Raw genomic sequence first — 22,354 nt, forward strand, 5'->3', positions numbered from 1 at the left:
TGCTTTCATTCCTGATTGCAATAGCTCTACTATTGTAAGCTTTAATTCATTGTTGTATTTTTTTGCCATAATTCAAATATATAATTTATGACCGTAAAAAGTCGTCCCAGCTAAACTAGACATTCCAATTCTCTGAATTCACCATTGGGAAATTCATTATCAAACAACAGAATTTTAAATAGTTGTACAAAAAACAAACGTTTAAATTGAATCTTCTTATAAGATATAGGAATTTCATAAATATCATAGCCAGTTATTATTGGTTCTGAAACTTTATATGGAAAAATATTATCAACGCTTACTATTTCATTCTCTAAATCGGAAAGATCTCTTTGATTTTGATATTTTATTTGTTTTTTAGGATCATTTTTTAATTCCTCTTCAGATATATATCTAAAATTCAATAATTGGTTATTCTCTGTGTTATCGATAGACAAATACATTTCGGTAGGTATTCGCCCTATTAATCTTTTTAATTCATCACTATAATTAATGATGAAATTTGATTCACGAATTTTTTCATTTTTATAATGAGCTGACAAAGAATCTGTTTTGTTCTCTTTTTTATCGATTCCATAATAATGTTTTAAATTATGATATAAATCATTGAACGCCAGATAGCTTGTAGATATATTTGAAAGATTACTTCTTACATTAATCATTCGGAAATCAAAAGAAGGATTATAATAGATATATCTATTTTTTTCCATACTATCAAACCTTAAATTACCTCTGCCCTTATCTAATGGCGCTTTCTCGTAATAATTCTCTTCATAACCTTGATTCTTGAGTTCTTGTAGATTTTCAATAGTAATAGATTTATGTATAAAAATCCATTTACCAAGTATTATGATGCCTATATTATTTTCACCAAAAAAAGATACCGATGAATTAGTAACGTGAGCCAAATTATAATTAATGAACTCTGCAAGATTTGTTTTTCCTGATCCATTTTTACCAACTATGCCTGTTACACCAAGAATACTATCTCCAAAAAAGCCTTTAGGAATAATATCATTGGAGTTAAAAATATTTAATTTCCCATCTTTAAATTCAAATTCATCTTTTCCATTATGATTAAAATTGAAACCTATTTTTTTAAGGTTTTTATAATCTTCAATCCAAATATATTTTAGTTCCATTTTAATTATATGTTTCATATAAATCTCTCAAAAAGTATTGACCATTTTCCGCAAATTGATTACAAATTTTATTTGAGTATTTTTTTTATATTGGTGTTTCTTGCATATACAAGAATTCTACAAATGTGAGTATCTCCTTTTGCATATTGTAGACTTTTGGGGAAGCCTACAATTCCATTTTCGGTTTTTTAATAATAAAGAATAAAATCTCTATATAAATAATTCCGCCTTCATTAGAATTTAAAAAATGCGACCACCTCCTTTTCTAACTCTGGCGTTACTTGTTGTTTTATTCTATATGTTTGTTCTCAGTCATGATAAATTATACTTATTTCTAAAATGGTAAATCATAATCTTCATCCTCTTCTTTTGCTATTACATCTCCATGATCAAGAGTCCAAGAATCAGTTAACTTAATAGTCTGGCTATTAGGCTCATATTTAGGGTCCAACTTATTCATTTTGACAACAACTGGTAGTTTTGCTGATAAGCCCGCCAGAACACAGGTTCCTGTTGGTAAAATTGGAAGTGATTCAAAAGATACATTATCTAGATATGAAACAGTTTTTTCGATAGCTTCGATATCTTTATTATTGATCAACCTATGTAAAAAATAATTATGCAATTGGGAAATAATGGTAGTAGAAATATCCGACGGCCTCTGACTTGCAACGGTTAAGAATGTACCAAATTTTCTACCCTCTTTTATAATTTCCTCAAAAACTTCTAGGCGATAATCTTTCCACGACTCGCTTTCTCTGCTTGAAGTATAAGACAAAATATTATGAGCTTCATCAATAATAATGTTTAGCGAAGATGATCGTGATTCCCTAAATGCTATTTTCTGTTTCTGGTAGGTTTTATGTGCTACTAATAAAGGAATAGTTTTTCGTATATCAACTTTGACTTCATTTAAATCAACAACTACTAAATTTTCACCATCAAAAATATCAGATGTTCCTGAATTAAAATTTATTACCTTAAATAAATCCTTAGTTTTACTCTTTAATTTATTTATTGCTGGAGAAATATGCTCATTTCTTGCTCTATTAACTAATAGATCTTCAATGATTTGTACATACAAGAAATCAATCAATAGTTCTAATTTATTATCTAAAAACTCATATTCCTCAATGGCATCATATGAAGATAGACTCTCAATGTCTTCCAATTCATCAAAACTATATGTACTACCTCTTTTTGGTTTAAAGCATGACTTGTTATCATGCCATTCGATCAAGTTTAATAATTCAACTTTAAAACCAACACTATGTCTTTCAATAATATTATTAAAGAAATCTAATAACTCGAACGCCCTTTCTTTATTTTTAGATTGTAAAATCGATACAAATTTATTTTTTAGAATTCCTATAAAATAAGATTGTGGTCTACCCTTACTCAAGGTTAAATTATATAGTTCAATCGCTCGTTTGATAAATGGTTTTTGAGTCTTTTCAGTAGCCTCTGAAAGAATAGATATCACTTCTAAGTCTATAATCGCAGATTCATTTAATGGTAATTTTTCATCATCAGTTATTTCTTCAATTTTTTTTCTCGTGGTTAATTTATATACTTTCTTTTTTTCGGTAATAGAGTTTAATCCCGAATACTCCCCATTAAAATCTATCAGCAAAAATTTGGCGTTTCTTTTAAATCCAGAGTTTTCTCCAAACTCCTTAAAAAGTGAATTATATAAACTAGCTAAAGAATAAGATTTTCCACTTCCAGTATTCCCAAAAATCCCTATATGACTGGCAAATAAACTATTTACTCCAATTTCAATATCTTTCGACGTTTCTGATGATAAAACACCGATTTTTATAGGCGTATCTCCTTCTTTTATAAAATTATGAACTGTATCATACTCCTCTTTAGTTAATATGTAGCATTTGTTGTCAATTAAGGGCAATTCTTTTATACCTTGATTAAACTCCTTCCCTTCTAAAAACCCAAGAGTTTTAATTTGTAATACACGTTTAATTTTTTCCTTCTCTTGTTTATATTCTTTCTTTAAATTAACTGATTTATCTTCTGTAATAAACTCAGACTCAATTATACCAATAATACGTTCAAACCCTTTATTAATCTTAATATAACTACCTACAGAAACGTTTCTTATTAATTCTCCATTATACAATAGATGGGGAAGATTTTTAGATTTATCTACAACAACTTCCACCGTTCTACCTTTTACACTGATTATAACACCAACTCTTAGGACAGCTTCTTGCATAACAATTATTTGTTTGATGGAATTGATGAAAGAATATTTGAAAAATAAGCATTCAATTTTTCTATTGTGAAGTAACCTTCTTCAGGATGTAAGTACTTTACATTGTTAAAGCCTTTAAACTTTTTTCCAAACTCTTCTTTTTGCGCAGAAGAACATAGGATATAAATTATTAATGTTGGATTTGAACTCGCTACTCGTTGTGTGATTTTCTGAATATGCTCATCTGCAAAAGAGAAGCCTAGAACGAAAAGAACCGAATTTTCCCTTTCTAAATGGTTGGCATATATTCGAAGCATTTCATAGTAATGCAGGTTTCTAGTTGTATCCTCAAACTTTTGCTTTGTAGGATTAATCATTACTATTTGATCATATAATTCTAAAAACCTTTTAATCGTTTCTTTTTTAGATTTATGAGATTCTAAAAATGAAAAATCATTCTTATTTATACTATTAGACAGAGTTTTATAGTTTATAAAGTCAGCTATGTTTGTCTGAGTTAACTCATATAGTTCTGTAAGTTTTTTAATGAAATAATCAGCAGTGATATTATATTCACTATCAGACTTTATTGTTGATTTTATCCAATTTAAACTACCGTGAATCTTGAATAAATTTATTAATGGTACTTCAGATTTATATTCATAATGCGTACTCAGCTTATGAGTTGTATTATGAAAGTTAACCGTATCAAAAACTAATTGTTTTCTTCCTCCAAAACCATCATTGAAACTGCACTTATTGAACTCTAAAGACTCTTCCAAAAACACATCTACGTTGGTTGTAAATATATTTACCTGTTTACTTAATAGCTGAATATCTCGCTTATTGAGTAATTCGTTAATATTGAAAACAAAATCATTATACGATTTCTTCACATTTTTAAATTCATCAGCCTTCCCATCTTCTGCTTCTGCGCAACTCTTAATATAATTACAATTATCTTCATCGTTAAAAAACAAATTACCGAATAGACATTTATTTAAGTACTCAAGAAAAACACTCGCTTTTAATAAGTCTCTGTTTTCAATTATCTTACCTTCATTAGATTCGTTTATAATAGTTATATTTATCTCTAAATCATTCAAGGTATCTAAAAACGGACGCGATGCTCCTGAGCCAATTAAAAAATTAAAATGCGAACTTTCAATAACTTTTTTAAACTCAGTTTCGATTTTATCTATATTCATATATTCAAGTTATTGGGTAATTTATTGATATAGACGCTTATGATGCAAATCGTCTATATCTAAATCATTTATATTTACCAGTTCTAATTAATTTCAATTTTATTCACTTTACAACTCTCCCTTAAAAGCCTTATCCAACAAACTGCTCTTTAAAGATCTTAAATGGGTCAGCTTTTGGGTTTCGGTTTTGGTTAATTCATCACATAATCGAAATGATTCTTTGATTTTATCAATTAAACGTTGTTGGATTTCTAAAGATACAATAGGTACTTCAATAGATTCTATCATTGACTTTGTAATGGCTTCTCTGGTGGCATTTCCAGCTGAATCATATAAAAGTTTAGACTTCATTTTAGGACTAATTAAGAAATAAAGTATAAACTCAGGAAAAATATTTTCATCCGTTCTTATAATACTAACGTGCTGATTAACTCTTGCAGGTAAATAGCTTGAATCTACAATGCAACATCTTGCTACTGACGCTCCGGTAATGTTTAATAACACATCATTTTCTTGAATTTCTACATTTTTCAATTTGTCTGCTTGTTCATCATCAATAAAAGCTAAATTTTTATCCTTGAAAAAACAATCGTGAACATTCATACTTCGTATTAAACTAATGCCACTTTGTTTATAAGAACTTTGACCTCCTCTTGGGGTAGAGCCACTACCAATTTTGGTAGTTAAGTTTTTTAATTTTTCCTTTTTTGAAGAAACCTTTTCCAACTTCCCAAACTCCTCATCCAACACACTTCCCATCAAAGCCTGGGTATGCGCTAGGTTTTCTTCCAACAAACCAATCGCCTTGTCTATATCAGCAAACAAAGCATCTAATTTTGTGACAATGCGTTTTTGCTCAGGTAAAGGGGGAAGGGGGAATTTAATCTTCCCTAATTTTTTGCCATTTACATTAGGTTGTGCCGCTCCGACTTCATGGGCTCTAATTTGTTTCCAATATGATTCTGATTGAAAATATAAATATAAATATTTCGGAAATACAATCTCTTGTGGCTGAACCCTAATCAAATAGGAAGCGAATATAGAAGGTTCATAATCTTCGATTAAAAATGATTTTCCGACAGTTGCTCCTGTTCGAGCAAAAAGAATATCATTTATTTCTAATTTGTACTTTTCTATATCCTTTTCCGAAGACACATCACTCATTGGTACAGTACTCCAATCAACACTTTGATTTTGAATATCTGTAATTCTTAAGTATTTATAATGACCTTTTTTAATAGTTTTCCCAGTATAACCATATTGAATCTTTTTGGCAATATCTTCAACTGTTACTTTCTTCCACCTACCCATCAATCAAGCTTTCAATTTGGTTCATTAAATTCGATATCTCCATGTCATTTTTCTTAATCGCCGTCAACAATTCCTTCGGACTTAAATGAACCACATTCACTACTTTATGTGGGTTTTTGGCGCTTAGGTCGTAGTCTTTTATGTCGGCAATGTTTACGGTCCAGTTATTGCACATTTTGTCTTCTGTTTTGACAGATTGCTTCGTCGTTCCTCCTCGCAATGACGTTTCTATTTTAGCATTGGTATGATTGCGTTCTTTTGGGTGGTGAAATAAATGCACAAATTCTTTAAAATGTTCATACAATATCGGTTTGTTTTTGGTCAGTTTATAGGGTGGTGTGACATCGTAATACCAAATATCATTGGTGGCACCTTTTCTGTCAAAATACAGAATATTGGTTTTCACGGCACTGTACGGCAAGAAAACACCAGCTGGTAAACTTACAATCGTGTGTACATTATAGCTTTCCAATAAGGTTTGTTTCACTTTGGTAAAGGCATTGTTGGTTTGAAACAAAACTCCTTCAGGAACAATAATTGACGCGCGTCCTTCCAACTTCAACATTTTCATAAAATGCTGTAAAAACAAAATCTCTGTCGCATTGCTTTCTACAGGAAAATTTTGTTGAATTTGCTTCTTTTCCTTTCCCCCAAACGGTGGATTTGCCAAGATCACATTATGTCGGTCTTTCTCTTGAAAATCACGAATGTTCTGGGTCAAGGTATTTCCTTTGAATACGTTTGGACTTTCTATACCATGAAGTATCATATTCATCATCCCCATGACATAGCCCAAGGATGTTTTTTCTTGACCAAAGAAAGTTTTGTTCTGAATAGTATCCCAATCGGAAGCGGACAATTTCTGTTTCTTTCCATCTTGGGTTAAATAGTCAAAGGCTTCCACCAAGAATCCACCCGAACCTACGGCTCCATCATAAATGGTATCGCCTACTTTGATGTCGGTGGTTTCCACCATGGCTTTGATAATTGCTCGTGGCGTATAAAACTCCCCCGAGTTTCCACCATCACTTCCCATGCCTTTTAGTAGGTCTTCATAGACTTTCGACAATTCAAATAACTCATCACTACTCTGGAAATCTAAAGCATCAATGATATCTAAAACCTCACGTAATGTGTGACCACTCGCGATGCGATTATCCAAATATTCAAAAATAGCACCAATCTTATAGGTTAAGGATTTCGGGTCGTTGGTGGTGGTTTTAAATGCTTTCAAATACGGAAACAAGGTATCGTTGACAAAGTCTATCAAATCATCACCCGTCAACGCTTGTTTGACATCCAGTTTTCCCTCTTCATCTTTAGGACACGCCCAATGTGGCCAACGTAAATCTTCACGCAAAACGTAATTATAGGTTTTACTTTCTAAATAAGCTTCATCTGCTTTGTTGTTTTCGTAATCGTTTAGAAATTTAAGGAATAGAATCCAAGAAATCTGCTCGGTATAGTGCATCGCTCCCGAAATCCCGTCATCACGACGCAGGATATCGGTAATTCTATTGATGTTGTTTTGTATGCTCATAACTGCGTAATGCTTTGTAAGGTTGCTTTTATAATTGCAGCGCGTTCATGCGCTGTCATTTGATTAATATGACATTCTATTATTTCTTGGCTATTAGGATGCTCAAGAATAAAGATGCTCATTAATTTTAATACATTTTTCACTTCGGAACTCGCCACATTAACTTCATCTAATAATTCTAAATTAGTGTCCAATACATAAATGATATCTTCAAAATCGTGACTCCATCTTGGATCAGTACCTCTGTTTTTAAATGCTTCCCATTTTGTGGCAAGGAAAAGTGATACAGGAAGCACAGAAATTTCCACATCATCAATACGCGTTTGGAAAGCTTTTGCAAAACCAGGCTTCAACCAAGGATTGGTAGGTCCAAGTGGCGTTGCTTCAAACGGAATAAAATCAATAAGAATCCCCTGGTAGATATAGCGGTATAAATGTGTTCCTTCGGGATCAGGATAAATACTTTTTTGCTGTAGCCGCTCTCTTAATGCTTCCATTTGTCCAAGACTCGATACTTGCACACATACATCAACATCCGTGGTTACTCTCGGTGGCTCTGCAGCTGCATCAGTAGCATAAATACTTATGATGGCACCGCCAATATACACGACTTCTGCGTTAAGATCACCCAAAGCATGCGCCACTTCGGCAACAATTTTTAAATTTATAAGCGTATTATTCCGCATATTGAAGGCGTTCTTTTAATAGGGATATTGCTAAATGCTGTTCACGTACTTTACCAACTCTAATGGCGTCAACAAGCGCTAATACTTCATGTAATTTTTTATCGTTCAAAACAGCTTTCGGAATTGTTCTATAAAGTGGCTGTATCGCCTGACCACGCATATTACCTCTTGCATAAGGCCATACGTAATTTTGGTCGCTTATGATTTCCTGATCTAATGGTGGCGCAGAATGTGCAGTTGCAACTCCTCTTACAATAGCACCGGGTTGCTGTGGAAAAACATATTTGATACCGTATTGTATAAATTCCAACAGACTTAGTACGTTCACTTTTTTACGGTTGGCATCTATTAATCCAGAGTATTTTGAGCGTGATAAACATTCTGATATTTCAGATTGACTGATACCCAAGGCTTCAGACAGGTCATGTTGAAACCAATCTTGCTCTCCCAACGTACAAATTTTTAAAAGGATCAAGATGTCCTGAGGCTTTATTGTGTTATTATTTTTCATCATATTGCGTATTCCGATATGCAATATTAATCATATTTTCAATATAAATAAGAATTTGCCGCTATATATCGCATATCGCGATATGCGATTAGTCGTGTTAAGACACTTGATATATTTGCTGCTGGAGTTTATAATAAGCTCCCAAAAGGACATCCATATTACCAAAAGCGTTTTTAGCGTCTTTTGGAGTTCCTAATTTTAGGGTTACCAAATCTCCCAATTTATCACGCCGTAATTCTTCAATGCCGAACTTCTCGTAATGCTTCAGAATGAATTCCAAAAACTCTTTGGCTTTAAGGTTTTTATAGACTTCAAAAACCTGCGGATCTCCTTTTACAAATTCCACACGTTGTTTTCGTGTCATCAATTCCGATGAAAAGGATATATGTGCCAACACATCAAAAATATCACAATCGGGCGTGGCAATCATATTTCGTAAATCGTTGAGCTGCTCTCTATCAAAACCTAAGTCAGCCAATTTTATCAATAAATCGGATCGGGAATCTGGATTTGCCCAAATGGAACGTAATTGTTCGACATCTGTATAAATACCAGGCAATTCCCCTATCAATTTTTCGAGAAATTCACGTGCCGTCAAAGGTCTTCCGTTTTCATCTATATAGCGTGTGTCCACGTCTGTGACTTTCAATCTACGTCCGTTGGACAACTCGACAATCAATTTTTCTTTTCGTTCGTAAGGCTCACGAGGATCGTCAACTTTGGGTTCTTTCGGTTCTTTTGGTTTTGGCTCTCCTCCTGTTCCACCTTCTTCTATTTCTTCTGCTTCGCCATCCCATGCGGTGTCGTAAAACAAATTGGTGGCTCCTACAAAATCTATAATCGTAAAAAAGTCTTTGCCATCAAAAACACGAGTGCCACGACCAATAATTTGTTTGAATTCTACCATAGAGCCAATTGGCGCAGTCAGCACGATATTTCGCACATTTCGAGCGTCCACTCCTGTAGTCAACATTTTTGAAGAGGTTAAAATCACTGGAATGTCTCTATCATTGTCTTGAAACATTTCCAACAATTCTCTACCGTGTTTTCCTTCGTCACTGGTTACACGCACACAGTAATTAGGATCGGAAACAGTTTTATGCTTATTAATATAATCCCTTAAATCAAGGGCATGGTCTTGATTGGCACAAAACACGATGGTTTTATCCATTTTGCCAATGTGTTCTAAAATCGTTCTTGCTTCAAGATCTGTTCGCTGATTGATGGTAATACTTTTATTATAATCCTTGATCTCATACCGATCTTTGGTCACTTCGCCCTGAATAATGCGACTGTCGTTGGTATGAATGTACTCATCGATATTGGTGGTCACTCGTTTTACTTTGTATGGCGTTAAAAACCCATCTTGAATCCCTTCTTTTAGAGAATATTCATAAATAGGTTTCCCAAAATACTGGTAGGTATCCACATTATCATCTCGTTTTGGTGTCGCTGTCATTCCCAAATGAATGGCAGGACTGAAATGATCCAATATGGCGCGCCACGACCCTTCTTCGTTCGCACTTCCGCGGTGGCACTCATCAATAATCACCAAATCAAAAAAGTCGCTTGGGTATTTCGAATAATAACCGCCAATATCCTCCCGATCGGCAATGGCTTGATATATGGCAAAAAAGATATAGGCATTGGTAGGAACAACGCCGTTGCGTTTGCGCACTTCTTCTCCATCAATCTTTATAACATCATTCTCATAAGGATTAAACGTATTGATTGCTTGGTCTGCCAAAACGTTTCTATCTGCTAAAAACAGAATCCTTGGACGTCTATCATTTCCATCTAAATTCCATTTGGCCTGCAATAGTTTATGCACTATTTGAAAAGCAATAAAAGTTTTTCCAGTACCAGTAGCTAAAGTTAAAAGAATACGATCCTGACCATCAGCGATACTTTCCATCGTTTTATTGACGGCAATTTCCTGATAATATCGAGGACCAAAATTTCCTGTGAGTAAAAAATGGATGTTATGTAACTGTTCTTTTAATTGATTGGTCTTCCCAAAAAGTCTGTCGTACAATTCTTTTGGCGTTGGAAAATTATCAATATAATCTCCCTTCCCTGTGCGCCTATCAAACTCATAAATTCGTACGCCATTAGTTGCATAAACAAAGTTTATATCGAGTTTCTCTGCATATTCCAATGCTTGTTGAAGTCCTTTAGTAGGATGATCATCTAATTTCTTAGCTTCGACAATGGCTAAGTTGGCGTTGTTGTATTTTAATAAATAATCTATGAACAGCCTCTTGCCTCGCTTGTTGCCAAGTAGTTTTCGACCATCCGTAAAATAGTATTCTCTAACAATATGAATTGGTTCCCACTGGCTATCAACCAATTTAGGGTCGATATAATTCGCCCTAGTATCTGATTCAGATAAAATATTCCCCATGCAATCAGGTTTAACTTAAAAACTTTTGGAAACATTTCTATTCCAATAATTCTATTTATTATGAAGTTAGCCTTGTAACTCCCAAACACTCTAAATTTCTTTAATAGTTAGTAAGAGATCCTTTGGCTCAACATTTAAAATAATCGCAATTTTAAACAAAACCTCCAAGCTAGGTTGTGCTCTATTCTGAACATAACCATTTACGGTATTAAAACTTTTACCCAACTGCCGAGCAAGCCAAACTTGCTTTATTCCTTTCTCTTCCAGAACTTCTTTAATCCGGTTCATCGTAAATTTTGTTTAATGTTATAAATATAGGATAAATAGGGTAGCAATACATCGTATTTCGTTATGTTTTCAGACAATTTAAAAAGTGTTTATTTGATAAAAATACCGCATTTAGCAGTCGTTTTATAATCTAATTGAAAGTAGTAATTTGAGAAGAGTACCATTAAGAGGTAGTTATCTCAATATTTTACTATGATATTTTTTGAACAACTAGCTTATTTCAATAACTTTTTCATAATTGAATAATTGATGTTCATTCAAACCAATATAACCTAATTGATTAGTTACCATTTTAGTATTTCCAATTTTAAAATCGGTTATGTTTCTATGCGAGTGACCATAAATCCAATAATCAATATCACTATTTAAAATGAAATCCGTTTTATCAACACAAAAGGCTTCATTAAGAAGACTACCTTTAAACTCGTTAACGTTACACTCCTCACTAGGTAAATGATGTGTAATAACAACTTTTTTGCCATCTTTTTTAATTTCTTTAGATAAGAAATTAAAAGCTTTGTCGTGAATAGTATTATAGTGATTGATTGTAAATTGCTCCTCTTTGAACTTGATTAATCTAAAATCGTTCATTCCTATTTTTATTTCATTAGCATTGTTCTCAATTTTAGACCAAAGTGTTGAAAAAATTAGATTGACATCTTCTATTTGAACGGACTTATTGTTTATTAAATGCACATTATTTTTAATATCAATTTGCTTAGATAACAATGCAGTTGAAACATCATATCCTCCATAATACTCATGATTACCAGGAATTAGATAAACGTGTTTAAAATCATTAGAAACCTTATTTATGAAATCTAATTTTGAAAAATCTCTATCTAAATAGTAAGTGTCTCCTGCAATAATGAGGGTTTCTGCTTTAGGAATTAGAGGGTTTGCTTGTAACCATTCGCGATTTTGAGGGAATTCTAAGTGTAGGTCTGAGCAGATTTGAATTTTCATGATGCTAACTTACATGTTTTAAAAGTAGTTTTTTTAGCTATGAATAAAAAACACCTTCTTTCACACATAATACATTAACAACAAAACCAAACTCCCAATTCCTAAAATTACACTAGCGATAAAAACCACCACCGCCCAATTAGGATAAATCTTAGCCTGTTTTACTTTAGTATCAAAGTGATCTTGAAACCGCTCTAACGAATTTAAATGAGCTTCCATTTGTTGCTGATGGGTTTCTATGGCAGCTTTATATTCCGTGAGATCCATTTTGATCTTCGTTTCCCTGATTTGGGTATTTATTATCTCCAGCTTTTCCACGGGGCTTTTAAAGTCTATGGTCTCATTGACTATGAGTGCGGTGAATTCTTCAAGTTTTGTCATGATTGTGTTATTAATAGGATAATCCCTGTTGTATGGTCTTCTTGATCATAAACTTGGTCAGTTTTAAAGCTAACTTGGGTGTCAATCCTACCGTGTTGCCAGCAAGCGTCACCCCAACGTTACTTGAAAAACAATATGACCCCACCACAATTGGAAAGCAGAAAACACGAGACTCTTCAACGTTATAACAAAGAATTAAAAGAGATTGCCAAAATCTGTGAAATCAATAAACCCATCAGCAGTTATGTTGCTATACATAGCTTGCAAATTGCTTAAAACAAAAAGGAGTCGCTACCGATATAATCCGCGAATCTATGGGACATCAAAACCTAACTGTTACCCAGGCTTATCTCAAAGAGTTTGATAATTCCGTTTCGGATGATGCTATCGAAATATTGGATTGAGAGTAAATTAGATTTTTGCCATAAAGTAAAATCCTTATTCTTTTAATTTTTGGTCTGTCTATTGGAAAATACTTTCGTTGTCATTCAAATACTTTAAAGACTATTTAATCCTCGTTTGGACTTTTGATATGTATTTACCTTTTGCATTACCATTTACCCGTCCATAAGCCCAAATGTGGGAGACCATTTTTACACCAATGGTGAAATATGGTTGCTTCGGTTCAATTTGCTTGTTAACAACCACCGAGATTATCCATTTTAAATTTAAACTCGTTGTGCGATTTCAGAACTTTATCCTTGCTATTTTCAAGCGCGAAATCCAATCGTCTCAACGGTCATTGTTAAAATTACATCTTGATATTGGTTTTCAACGTATTTGTTGATGAAGACATCATCTGCAACCGTCCTGATGAAATTCTTAAAGGGTAGAAGGCTTTGTGTGTCTAAATTCATATATAGAAAAAAGTAATTCCGGTTTGTTAGGAAGTCATTAAAGGTCTAAATATAGATTTTATTATGCATAATTTATTGGTTCATCCTATGAAATATGCCAAAACAGCAATCAAGACACTTCCATAACAGTCATCAATTGATGGTTAAGATATAATTTTTTGAAATTAAAAACACTTTCTAATAGAATGCTCCAATTGACTTACGGACAAATTTTAAAAAAATATTTTTTATTCTTGGGTTACCTCTTAATGGTTTCGCTATAAACGACTGTAAACAATCTAAAACAGTTTAAAAATGGAAACGCTACTAAACAATTTCAAAAGTAAAAAAACATCTAATGAATCAAATGCTTCAACAAACCAAAAGAAGGTCACAACTGTCAAAAGTTTTTCTGATTATGGACATAAGAGGTCTGGATTAAATAGTGGAGATGCCACTGCATTCAAAACACATTTGAGTTGGATTAAAGATGGCTATGTCGTTGATGAGAATTACAATGAGCAAGAAAGCACCGAAAAACGCAAAGACATTGAATCTCAAATAGAGACCAAAAAAGAAGAAAAACAGACGATTCAAGGCGATAGAAAAGTGATTGAAGATGTTCAAATTCCAAATAAAAAACAGGAACAAGTTGACCTCTCAAATAATATCACGCAGGTACAAAACGACCTTGACAATGAGATTCTGGAAACTGGCTATCAAAGCACGAATTATTATTTGTACACAGGTCTTACAATTTTCCTGTCTCTTTATTTATTGTTCTTCTATGCCTCTGCAATTTACTCGGCCTTTTTTAGAAGTGCAGGTTTATTGATTGAGACTTCTGGCGATGATTTAGCAATGGTTATCGGGTCTATCTTTGACATGAAAGGCATTTTGAATCCTTCGCCAAATCTTATCATGGTGTATTTAGGTTCATTTCTATTTTTTGCACTGGGGATCATTCCTCATACTATTAAAGGAACATACAAAAGCTTAAAAATTGGACTCTTCTTAATTGGTACTTTAGTAGTAGATGCATTAATAGCCTATAAAATTGACAATTCGATTCATGAGATAAAGGTATTATCTGGCATCGCTGAAGGCGAATGGCTATTCTGGAAAAGTGAAAATTTCTATCTCGTCTTGGCATTTGGATATTTGGCTTATTTGATTTTTGGTTATGTCTATCAGCTAATGATAGAAGAAAAAGTAAAGAAAAACCCTAGAAAGATAGCACAACGCAACATAAACGCATTGAAAGATAAAATCAAGGAGATCGACCTTATAATAAATAAATATCAAGAGGATATCGTTCATCTCGAATCAAAAATTATAATGCTGGAAAATAAAATAGACCTTCTAAACAAAAGACTGAATGAAGCGATGATAAATCCAGAGATTCTTTCTCAAAGCTTAAATAGTTTCTACATAGGTTGGATTCAATTTTTAAATGGTTCGTTGGACTATGATAATCAAAAAAAGGAATGCAACGACGTCTACCAGCAATTTATGGAAGACAACTTCAAAACTTTACCATCACTAAACTAATTAATAATTCTAAAAATAGTAAAAATGAAAAATTCAATAGTTACCTCAATCGTTGCTTTAATCTTATGCTTTAGCTCCAATGTTGTAAAAGCCGAAACTTTAAAACGCAGCCCAATAAATTACACGATTATTCTTGATTTGAGTGATCGTGTATTAAATGACAATCAACTGACTTATGATTTAGAACAAATAAAAGTCATGTTCGCTAAATTCAAACAGAAAGCAAAACAGAATTTAATAATCACGTCAAAAGACCGGTTTATTATAAAAATTATACCTCAAAAAAACAGTCCTCTCAATGTTAATTATTATGAAAATGCACTACAGTTACGACTGGACCAAATAAGTATAAAAGATAAAAATAACCGGCTTAATCAATTAGAAACCGAACTTCCTACAATCCTTAAAAAATTGGAACAGGAGGCGCAATATGGCAAAAAGGGTTCTGACTATGCAGGCGTTGACTTATGGGCTTTCATGAGCGATAATAAAGACCACTTAACGGCTTTAGATTATGACAACACAGTAATAATTATGACTGATGGTTATTTGGACTTTGAAAACAATGACCATGTTTTGAGAAATGAAAACCAATTCACAAGCACAAAATTTATCAATTCCTTGACTATGCAAAATTGGAAAGAAGATGCCGAAGCTAAAAATTATGGTATCATCCCAATTCAAATGAAGGTAGATGCCACTTGGATTGTTTCCGGAATCAAAAGCAAGAACACGAATGATTTGATGCAGATAAGTAAGCTTAAGTTTTTCTGGAATAAATGGATAAAAGAAAGTACAAACTCCAATCCGAAGTTTATTAATTACAGTACTAAAAGCCAGATACTTTCTGAATTGAACTCCATAATGAATTAATAAATTCTGTTATCTTTAACTCATCAACCAATTTGTTTAAGATAATAGATGCAAGCCAACGAACTTAATGAATTAAGAAGCGACAGAACTCAAATCAAAACCGTTTATCTAAGATGCAAACCTAAATGTTTTGGGTTTATGATTAAGTGTTTTGGAGCCAATAATATCGATGACACAAAGATGTTCACTATTTTTAATGATGCAGTCATCGTCCTCTATGAAAAAATAGACGACCCGAGTTTTAACTTGACTTCATCTATACAGACCTTTCTTAATTCTGTTTGTAGAAATATAGCTCTCAATGAATTTAAAAAAGAGAAAAAGCTCTATAAAACTACAGACCAAGATATAGAAAACATGGATTACGAAACTCAAATTACAGATGTTCTTGAAGAGCCAACCGCAGATAACCCTTATGAAGTAGCAATTCAAAAAGCGTTTACCATTATGAAAGAAAAGGGAGGCAATTGCCCTGAAATTCTTGCAATGTTCTGGTATCAGAAAGCGTCGATGGAAGATATTGCATTAAAGTTTTCATATTCAAATCCGGCAAACGCAAAAAACCAAAAAGCCAAATGCCAGAAAAGACTAAAAGAGATTGCTTTACAACTTGTACAATTATAAATGACAACACTAACAGACATAACAAAAAACACCTATCTTCTGACATTTGGCCATGAGGCAAATTACGATTGGAACATAATTACCACAGTATTTATAGAGTCTTCAAATGTTGCTAACGATTTAAGCGTGAAACAACTTTTAAATCAGAATGAAACCGAAGAACAAATACTTTATTGGCAGGATTTATTTTTTATGGAAATTGCAGAGCTTGAAAATGAATTGGAAATAGATAATGATATTTTCGAAAAAATCAAATCAAACACCATATATCAAGCAAATCAAAAATTTATTGAGCATCTTCCCAAAGCTACAACAGTCTTGGGTAGAGAGTTGTTCATTGATAGCTTGATAGAAAATGAGGATGCAGATGTGCTAATTCCTGACAACATTTTAGAAAATGCACTAAAAAAAAAGTCACGTGACGATTTAAGGAATGAGTTTGAAAAATGGAACGAAGAAAACGAAAAAGCAAATGTTCCAAAAGGCAACAAGACATTCTTATTTATAAAGTATTTAGCAGCCGCTTGCTTTTTAGGTATCATGTTGACAGTAGGATACAATACTTTTTATAAGAATAATTCCATATTTGATAATACTGAATTTGTGAGTACGGTTCAAAAAGAAGTCATTAAAAATAGAGGTCTTGGATTTACGGATGACAAAGACAAATCATTTGTTATTATTCAAATAGTCGATTATAATAAAGCCATTTCTTCTGAAGAATCTACTCCTAAAAATTTAATTGCTGATAGTTATTCATTTCATCATAAAACATTGCAGTTAGTACTTAAAGAAAACTCTGACCAGATTGAACTTATAGAATTTGAGAAGGACAAATTCTATGTTGCAATAGATAACAAATTTTATAAATTAGCAGATTCTGAAAAGTTTATAAAATTGCAACAAATTAATGACTCTCAACTCATTGAGAACTTGGATCAAATACTTTTTGAAAATGAATAAAACAGGTTATGTCGTTATATTTCTATGTTGTCTATTTCAATTGATGTTTTCAGCAAATAATAATGATGACGAAGAAAAGGTCAAAGAAATTTTCAATAAGATTGTCCTGGCGTATGGAAGTCCAAAAAGTGCTCCGCAACTCGTTTTTAGCGATAACGAAATGTCAACTCCAGCAATTTATTACGCTAAACCTGATGCTCGTATCGTCGTTGATCGCAAGTTTTTTGACATTTGTAAGTCTTTGAATGAATATGCTGTTGATGCCATGGCAATAGTTTTAAGCCATGAATTAGCGCATTATTTTAATGACCACACCTTTTGTAGTGATTTCGCCTTTGCTATTCGAAATGACAATAAAGATTTAAGTAGCAAACTAAAGAACCTATCTAAATCAGAAAAAATCGCGCTTGAAACTGAAGCCGATTTAAAAGGATTGTTTTATGCAACAAGTGCAGGATATAATCCATTTTCCATTTATGAGGAACTGCTAAATAAGATTTACAAATTTTATAAATTAGAAAATAATGTAGATGGCTACCCAACCAAAGCAGAAAGAGTCGCCATAAGTGGCACGGCGCAACAAAAGATTGCGCAACTCTATGTCGTTTTTCAACAGGGCATCACAGCAGGAAAAAACGGAAAATATGATGAAGCTATAGAAAAATTTGAAACGATAAACAGGCACTTTCCTACTAGAGAAAATTATAATAATATTGGAGCTTATTATACGCTTAAGGCGTTAAGCTTTTATCCAATCAGTAGAGCCGCATATTTAAAGCCAGAGCGTTTTTCTTACCCATTACAAGTGGAAGAACAGAGCAGATTGGTAATTCAAAAACAAACAAGAGGCACAACTTCAGAAGCGCAAGAGATTATAAATACGTCTCTCTTAAATGCTCAAAAAGCATTTGAAAAAAGCATTGCTTTAGACCCAAACTATCACAATAGTTTTATCAATTTGGCTTGTGTTTACGACCTATTAAATAATCCTGAGGCTGCTTTAGGAACAATAAAAGAACTACCACAAAATATTCAAAAACAAAAACGAGCCAAAAGAATTAGTGCAATAGCTTATTACCATATGGACTTAACTCAAAAAGCAGAAAAATTATGGGAAGAGCTTGGGTTATAATATTATTATTCAGCTTATTTAACTATTCAAATACGCAAAGTCAAAATAAAGAACAGAAATACAATCTACACAAACTATTATCTGATTTCTATACTAAAAATGTAAACGAAGATGCGGCAGGGTCATTAAAACTGACTGCCTCTATAGACAGCATTCTCAAACTTGATAAATTATTAGATAATCAATCTTTGGCCATTTATAACAATGCTAAAGGCTTTTCTTATTATGTTAACAAGCTTAATCCTACTGAATTCTTAAACATAGCCGATTCATTAAACAATTTACTGGTCGCACCAAAAAAAGATATAGAAGTTTATTCCACTTATTTAACAGCAAGTTATTATTATGATCAAAAGGAAGATTCTAAAGCGAGAACTGCTTATTTAAAGTTAATTCAGATAAAAAATATTCCTAAAACATTTACATCTATTATTTCCGAAGCTTACGATAAAATTTTTTTTATGGAAAGAGTTTCTGTTAATAATAAATTATTAGATTCTTCAACTGCTAAAAAAACCTCTGTAAAACTTATAGAGTTTAAAAAAACCATAAGAGATACTCTAAATATATCTTATGGAAAAGCATTAAATTATCTTGATAAAAAATCAGAAGCTGAAAAGTTATTTATAGCTATTACCAAACTTCCTGAAAATGACTTTAGATATAATAAGTATGCCAAGTTTCAAGCATTAGATTGGTTGACTTTATATTACTACACCTCTCTCGATTATAATATAAATGATATTATAAATGCAAAAAAACTCATTCATGCTTCTGAACAGCTACTACTTGTTGTAAAAAACACCGATTTTTTGGAACTTCATAATATCTATTCAATTTTTGGCGATTTAGTAGTTGCAGGCATAATAACAAAAGATTCTAATAGAGTAATAAAATACGAAGGAAAGATAAATGATGTTTTAATTAGTAAAGATTATCCCGAAAAGGTTAAATTCAATCTGAATAGATTCTATTATACTATTCATAAACTCAAAATGTATTTTGAATTTGATAAAAATTATGAGAGAGCAAAATTTTATGCATTTAAAAATGCAGAGCTTACCAAATATTTATTTGGTGAAATATCCATTGAACACGAACAAGAATTGAGGTCATATGCTAGTATAGTTAAGCTTAAAATGTTCAATTACGATGAAGCTGATAAAATATTATTAAAAAGAGAAAGTATAATTAAGCAACTCTACGGAGAACATTCTAAAGAATATTTGGAAATACTTTATTACAAGTATGGTGCTTACCTAAATACGCTTGATTATAGAAAAGGTTTGGAGATTTTAGAAAAAGCGATTGTCATATTGGAAAAAATAGATTGTACAACCACAGAGATTTGTGAAGAAATCAAGTATAGTTATTTAGAGTGTTTAAATCATAATCAGTTGTACGAAAAGTCGCTTGAACAAATGGAAGTACTACATTTCGTTGAAAATCCTGAATTTTTATTTCGTACATCTCGAATAAGACGAAACTCATATTTTGGATTGAAACAGCTACTTAATTTAAATTTTGAATATGAATGGTTGTTGGAGCAAATTGCTAGTAAGGAAAATGTGTTGATAAACGACAAGGACTCCAGTAGATATTTTTTTAGTTTTCTTTTGGACTATCAGGAGCATTTGCGTTCCACAGGTAGATTAAATAAGGCAACAGAGCTATCTACAAAATATATGGATTTATTTAATCTCAAAAATGATTTAGAACGAATCGATTTTTTGATTAATTATTTAAACATTCTTGTTCAAAACAATCAATGTAGTCAAGCACTTGAATTTATAAACGATAATATAATTTTAAAGTTTACAGAAATTACTACACCAGAAGCGAAAGCGATGAAGCAATACAATTTCGATTTTACGAGAGGTAATATTTATAGTTGTTTACAAAAGTATCCCGAAGCCATTAATGCTTATCAACTCGCTATTAAATATGAGAAAATAAATACTAGCCACTTATACTCTCAAATAATAAACCTTTACAACCTTATTGGAAATACAGAAAAAGCAAAGGAATACCTTAAAGAATATGAAAAAAAAATAACTAATATAGATTCATTAGATATTGACGAGTTATATCTAATTGCGGATTTGTTTATACGAACCAATGAAAGAGAAAACCATTTAAAGTATTTGCTTCCTCTTTCTGAAAAAATTATAGATGAAATATGCCGAAAAGCTTTTTTTAGTTCAAGCGACAATAAGACAGATAAAATTATTCATAATGATATTTTAAGATTTATTTTATCACAAAATTATGGAGACCTCTATAACTCAAAACTTGCAGGTAATGCTGTCATTATATCAAATCTGTATAAAAGGAGATTAGAATATTACGCCCAAATTAATTTGGAAATCCAGAAATTAAAGTTTCTTAAAAATCAGGACGCTATGAGGCTTGAGCAATTGGAAAACGAGTATAACAAAAATCCGACAGAACAATTGGAAGAGGAAATCGGACAAATTAGAACTAAACTCATAAGTTCTGGGTTATTTGATTTTGCAGGATTGTGCAACATAAGTTTCCAAGATATTTATGAATCAATAAACGAAAACGAAATTGTTTTTAATATGCTTTCATATAAGTATAGTAATAGTGAAAAAGATAATTTTTATATAAATTTTAATGTCAAAGAATTAAGTCTTACATCTACTTTTATAAATCTTGATGACCATTTCAGTTTAGAGAAGGACAGTAATATTAATTCAAAATTTTTCGATTACATAAATGATGAGATTTTTAAAAATAATAAAGTCGCTGGGGACTTAATAAATACCTTTTATATAATCCCATCTGGAAAATCCAATCTTATAAACTTTAGCGCTTTCTCGCTTTCTTTAGAAGAAAAACTTAATAGAAAATTCAAAATCCACGTAATAAACTCTTTGAGTGATATTCCAGGACTAAAAAACGAAGTTCAGCGTAAAGTTGATAACCTAATACTTATTGGAGATATTGACTATGATAAAGTAAAAAGGCCGCCAACAACAAATCATACAGAAATTACTAGAGGACTTAATTTAGCTCAATCAATCGCAAAATCCGGCATTCCTTTATGGAGTTATTTGCCAGGTACAAAAAAAGAAATTGATGATATTACAAAAATTGCATTAAAAAATAATGTTGATACTTTTATTTTGAGCAATGATGAAGTTACAGAGTCAAAGCTGAAAAAAATGACAATTAATCCTTTAAAAACCAATATTGTTCATGTTGCCACGCATGGCTATTTTTTTCCCGATAATAGTGATGATCACAATGAAAACTATTTTGCTAATCATAAAAATCCTTTATTAAGGTCCGGTTTAATTTTGTCAGGAGCTAATGATAACTGGAATAATAATGTGTTTGTTGATCCCAATAGCGATGGAATTTTAACTTCGGAAGAGATTTCATTTATGGATTTAAGCGGTGTAGAATTAATAGTATTGAGCGCATGTGATACAGGTCTAGGAGATGTTTCAAACCTAGAGGGTATAAATGGATTACAGAGAGCTTTTAAACTTGCAGGAGCTCACAAATTAATTATGAGTTTATGGAAAGTTCCAGATGAAGAAACAGCAGAGTTCTTTAATTACTTCTACGAATTTCTTTTAGATAAAAATTTTTCTATTAATGATGCTTTTAGAGAAACTCAAAGGGTCATGAAAGAAAAATATTCTCCATATTATTGGGCATCATTTGTTCTTTTAGAATGAATTCCAGTTAGATTTT

The 22,354-nt window shown here is 32.1% G+C and carries 17 protein-coding genes; 6 read left to right on the forward strand and 11 right to left on the reverse strand.

All coding sequences use genetic code 11. The annotated features are described in order from the left end of the window. Positions 1-110: 110 nt before the first annotated feature. The 11 genes from ESZ48_RS15290 to ESZ48_RS15340 all read right to left on the reverse strand — a co-directional run bounded on the left by ESZ48_RS15290 (position 111) and on the right by ESZ48_RS15340 (position 12,649). Complete coding sequence (locus tag ESZ48_RS15290) at positions 111-1,142, reverse strand: ATP-binding protein (protein WP_129018378.1); 1,032 nt, start codon at positions 1,140-1,142, stop codon at positions 111-113. 334 nt (positions 1,143-1,476) lie between these two features. Then, positions 1,477-3,375: an ATP-binding protein gene (locus ESZ48_RS15295; RefSeq protein ID WP_129018379.1), complete on the reverse strand. Its 1,899-nt coding sequence runs from the start codon at positions 3,373-3,375 to the stop codon at positions 1,477-1,479. 5 nt (positions 3,376-3,380) lie between these two features. Continuing rightward, positions 3,381-4,562 (reverse strand): SIR2 family protein, encoded by a 1,182-nt coding sequence (locus tag ESZ48_RS15300; RefSeq protein ID WP_129018380.1) that lies wholly within the window; start codon positions 4,560-4,562, stop codon positions 3,381-3,383. A 108-nt stretch (positions 4,563-4,670) separates the two neighbouring features. After that, positions 4,671-5,873 (reverse strand): restriction endonuclease subunit S, encoded by a 1,203-nt coding sequence (locus ESZ48_RS15305; RefSeq protein ID WP_129018381.1) that lies wholly within the window; start codon positions 5,871-5,873, stop codon positions 4,671-4,673. Continuing rightward, positions 5,866-7,413, reverse strand: a complete 1,548-nt coding sequence (locus ESZ48_RS15310) for a class I SAM-dependent DNA methyltransferase (protein WP_129018382.1) — start codon at positions 7,411-7,413, stop codon at positions 5,866-5,868. The genes ESZ48_RS15305 and ESZ48_RS15310 overlap by 8 nt, the downstream gene beginning before the upstream one ends. Continuing rightward, positions 7,410-8,099 carry a hypothetical protein gene (locus tag ESZ48_RS15315; RefSeq protein WP_129018383.1) on the reverse strand — a complete coding sequence of 230 codons (690 nt, stop codon included), beginning with the start codon at positions 8,097-8,099 and terminating at the stop codon, positions 7,410-7,412. The genes ESZ48_RS15310 and ESZ48_RS15315 overlap by 4 nt, the downstream gene beginning before the upstream one ends. Beyond that, on the reverse strand, positions 8,089-8,613 hold the full coding sequence (locus tag ESZ48_RS15320; RefSeq protein WP_223266477.1) for a hypothetical protein: 525 nt from the start codon (positions 8,611-8,613) through the stop codon (positions 8,089-8,091). The genes ESZ48_RS15315 and ESZ48_RS15320 overlap by 11 nt, the downstream gene beginning before the upstream one ends. A gap of 94 nt (positions 8,614-8,707) precedes the next feature. Beyond that, complete coding sequence (hsdR, locus tag ESZ48_RS15325; protein WP_129018384.1) at positions 8,708-11,014, reverse strand: EcoAI/FtnUII family type I restriction enzme subunit R; 2,307 nt, start codon at positions 11,012-11,014, stop codon at positions 8,708-8,710. Between the two features lie 90 nt (positions 11,015-11,104). Beyond that, positions 11,105-11,302 carry a helix-turn-helix domain-containing protein gene (locus ESZ48_RS15330; protein ID WP_129018385.1) on the reverse strand — a complete coding sequence of 66 codons (198 nt, stop codon included), beginning with the start codon at positions 11,300-11,302 and terminating at the stop codon, positions 11,105-11,107. A gap of 210 nt (positions 11,303-11,512) precedes the next feature. Next, positions 11,513-12,268, reverse strand: a complete 756-nt coding sequence (locus ESZ48_RS15335; RefSeq protein WP_129018386.1) for a metallophosphoesterase — start codon at positions 12,266-12,268, stop codon at positions 11,513-11,515. A 60-nt stretch (positions 12,269-12,328) separates the two neighbouring features. After that, on the reverse strand, positions 12,329-12,649 hold the full coding sequence (locus tag ESZ48_RS15340; RefSeq protein WP_129018387.1) for a DUF6730 family protein: 321 nt from the start codon (positions 12,647-12,649) through the stop codon (positions 12,329-12,331). 1,151 nt (positions 12,650-13,800) lie between these two features. On the opposite strand from ESZ48_RS15340, the gene ESZ48_RS15350 reads away from it, so the two are divergent. From ESZ48_RS15350 to ESZ48_RS15375, 6 genes are all read left to right on the forward strand, one after another. Further along, positions 13,801-15,036, forward strand: a complete 1,236-nt coding sequence (locus ESZ48_RS15350) for a hypothetical protein (protein WP_129018388.1) — start codon at positions 13,801-13,803, stop codon at positions 15,034-15,036. 24 nt (positions 15,037-15,060) lie between these two features. Continuing rightward, positions 15,061-15,909: a hypothetical protein gene (locus tag ESZ48_RS15355; protein WP_129018389.1), complete on the forward strand. Its 849-nt coding sequence runs from the start codon at positions 15,061-15,063 to the stop codon at positions 15,907-15,909. A gap of 138 nt (positions 15,910-16,047) precedes the next feature. Continuing rightward, complete coding sequence (locus tag ESZ48_RS15360) at positions 16,048-16,533, forward strand: RNA polymerase sigma factor (RefSeq protein WP_129018390.1); 486 nt, start codon at positions 16,048-16,050, stop codon at positions 16,531-16,533. Continuing rightward, entirely contained in the window at positions 16,534-17,496 is a 963-nt protein-coding gene (locus ESZ48_RS15365; RefSeq protein WP_129018391.1) for a hypothetical protein, read from the forward strand. Further along, the gene (locus ESZ48_RS15370) at positions 17,489-18,628 is read left to right on the forward strand and encodes a tetratricopeptide repeat protein (RefSeq protein WP_129018392.1); all 1,140 of its coding nucleotides are present in this window, start codon (positions 17,489-17,491) and stop codon (positions 18,626-18,628) included. The genes ESZ48_RS15365 and ESZ48_RS15370 overlap by 8 nt, the downstream gene beginning before the upstream one ends. After that, positions 18,607-22,338: a CHAT domain-containing protein gene (locus tag ESZ48_RS15375; protein ID WP_129018393.1), complete on the forward strand. Its 3,732-nt coding sequence runs from the start codon at positions 18,607-18,609 to the stop codon at positions 22,336-22,338. The genes ESZ48_RS15370 and ESZ48_RS15375 overlap by 22 nt, the downstream gene beginning before the upstream one ends. Positions 22,339-22,354 lie beyond the last annotated feature (16 nt).

The sequence above is a fragment of the Gelidibacter gilvus genome, from assembly GCF_004115975.1.
GTDB classification, from domain to species: domain Bacteria; phylum Bacteroidota; class Bacteroidia; order Flavobacteriales; family Flavobacteriaceae; genus Gelidibacter; species Gelidibacter gilvus.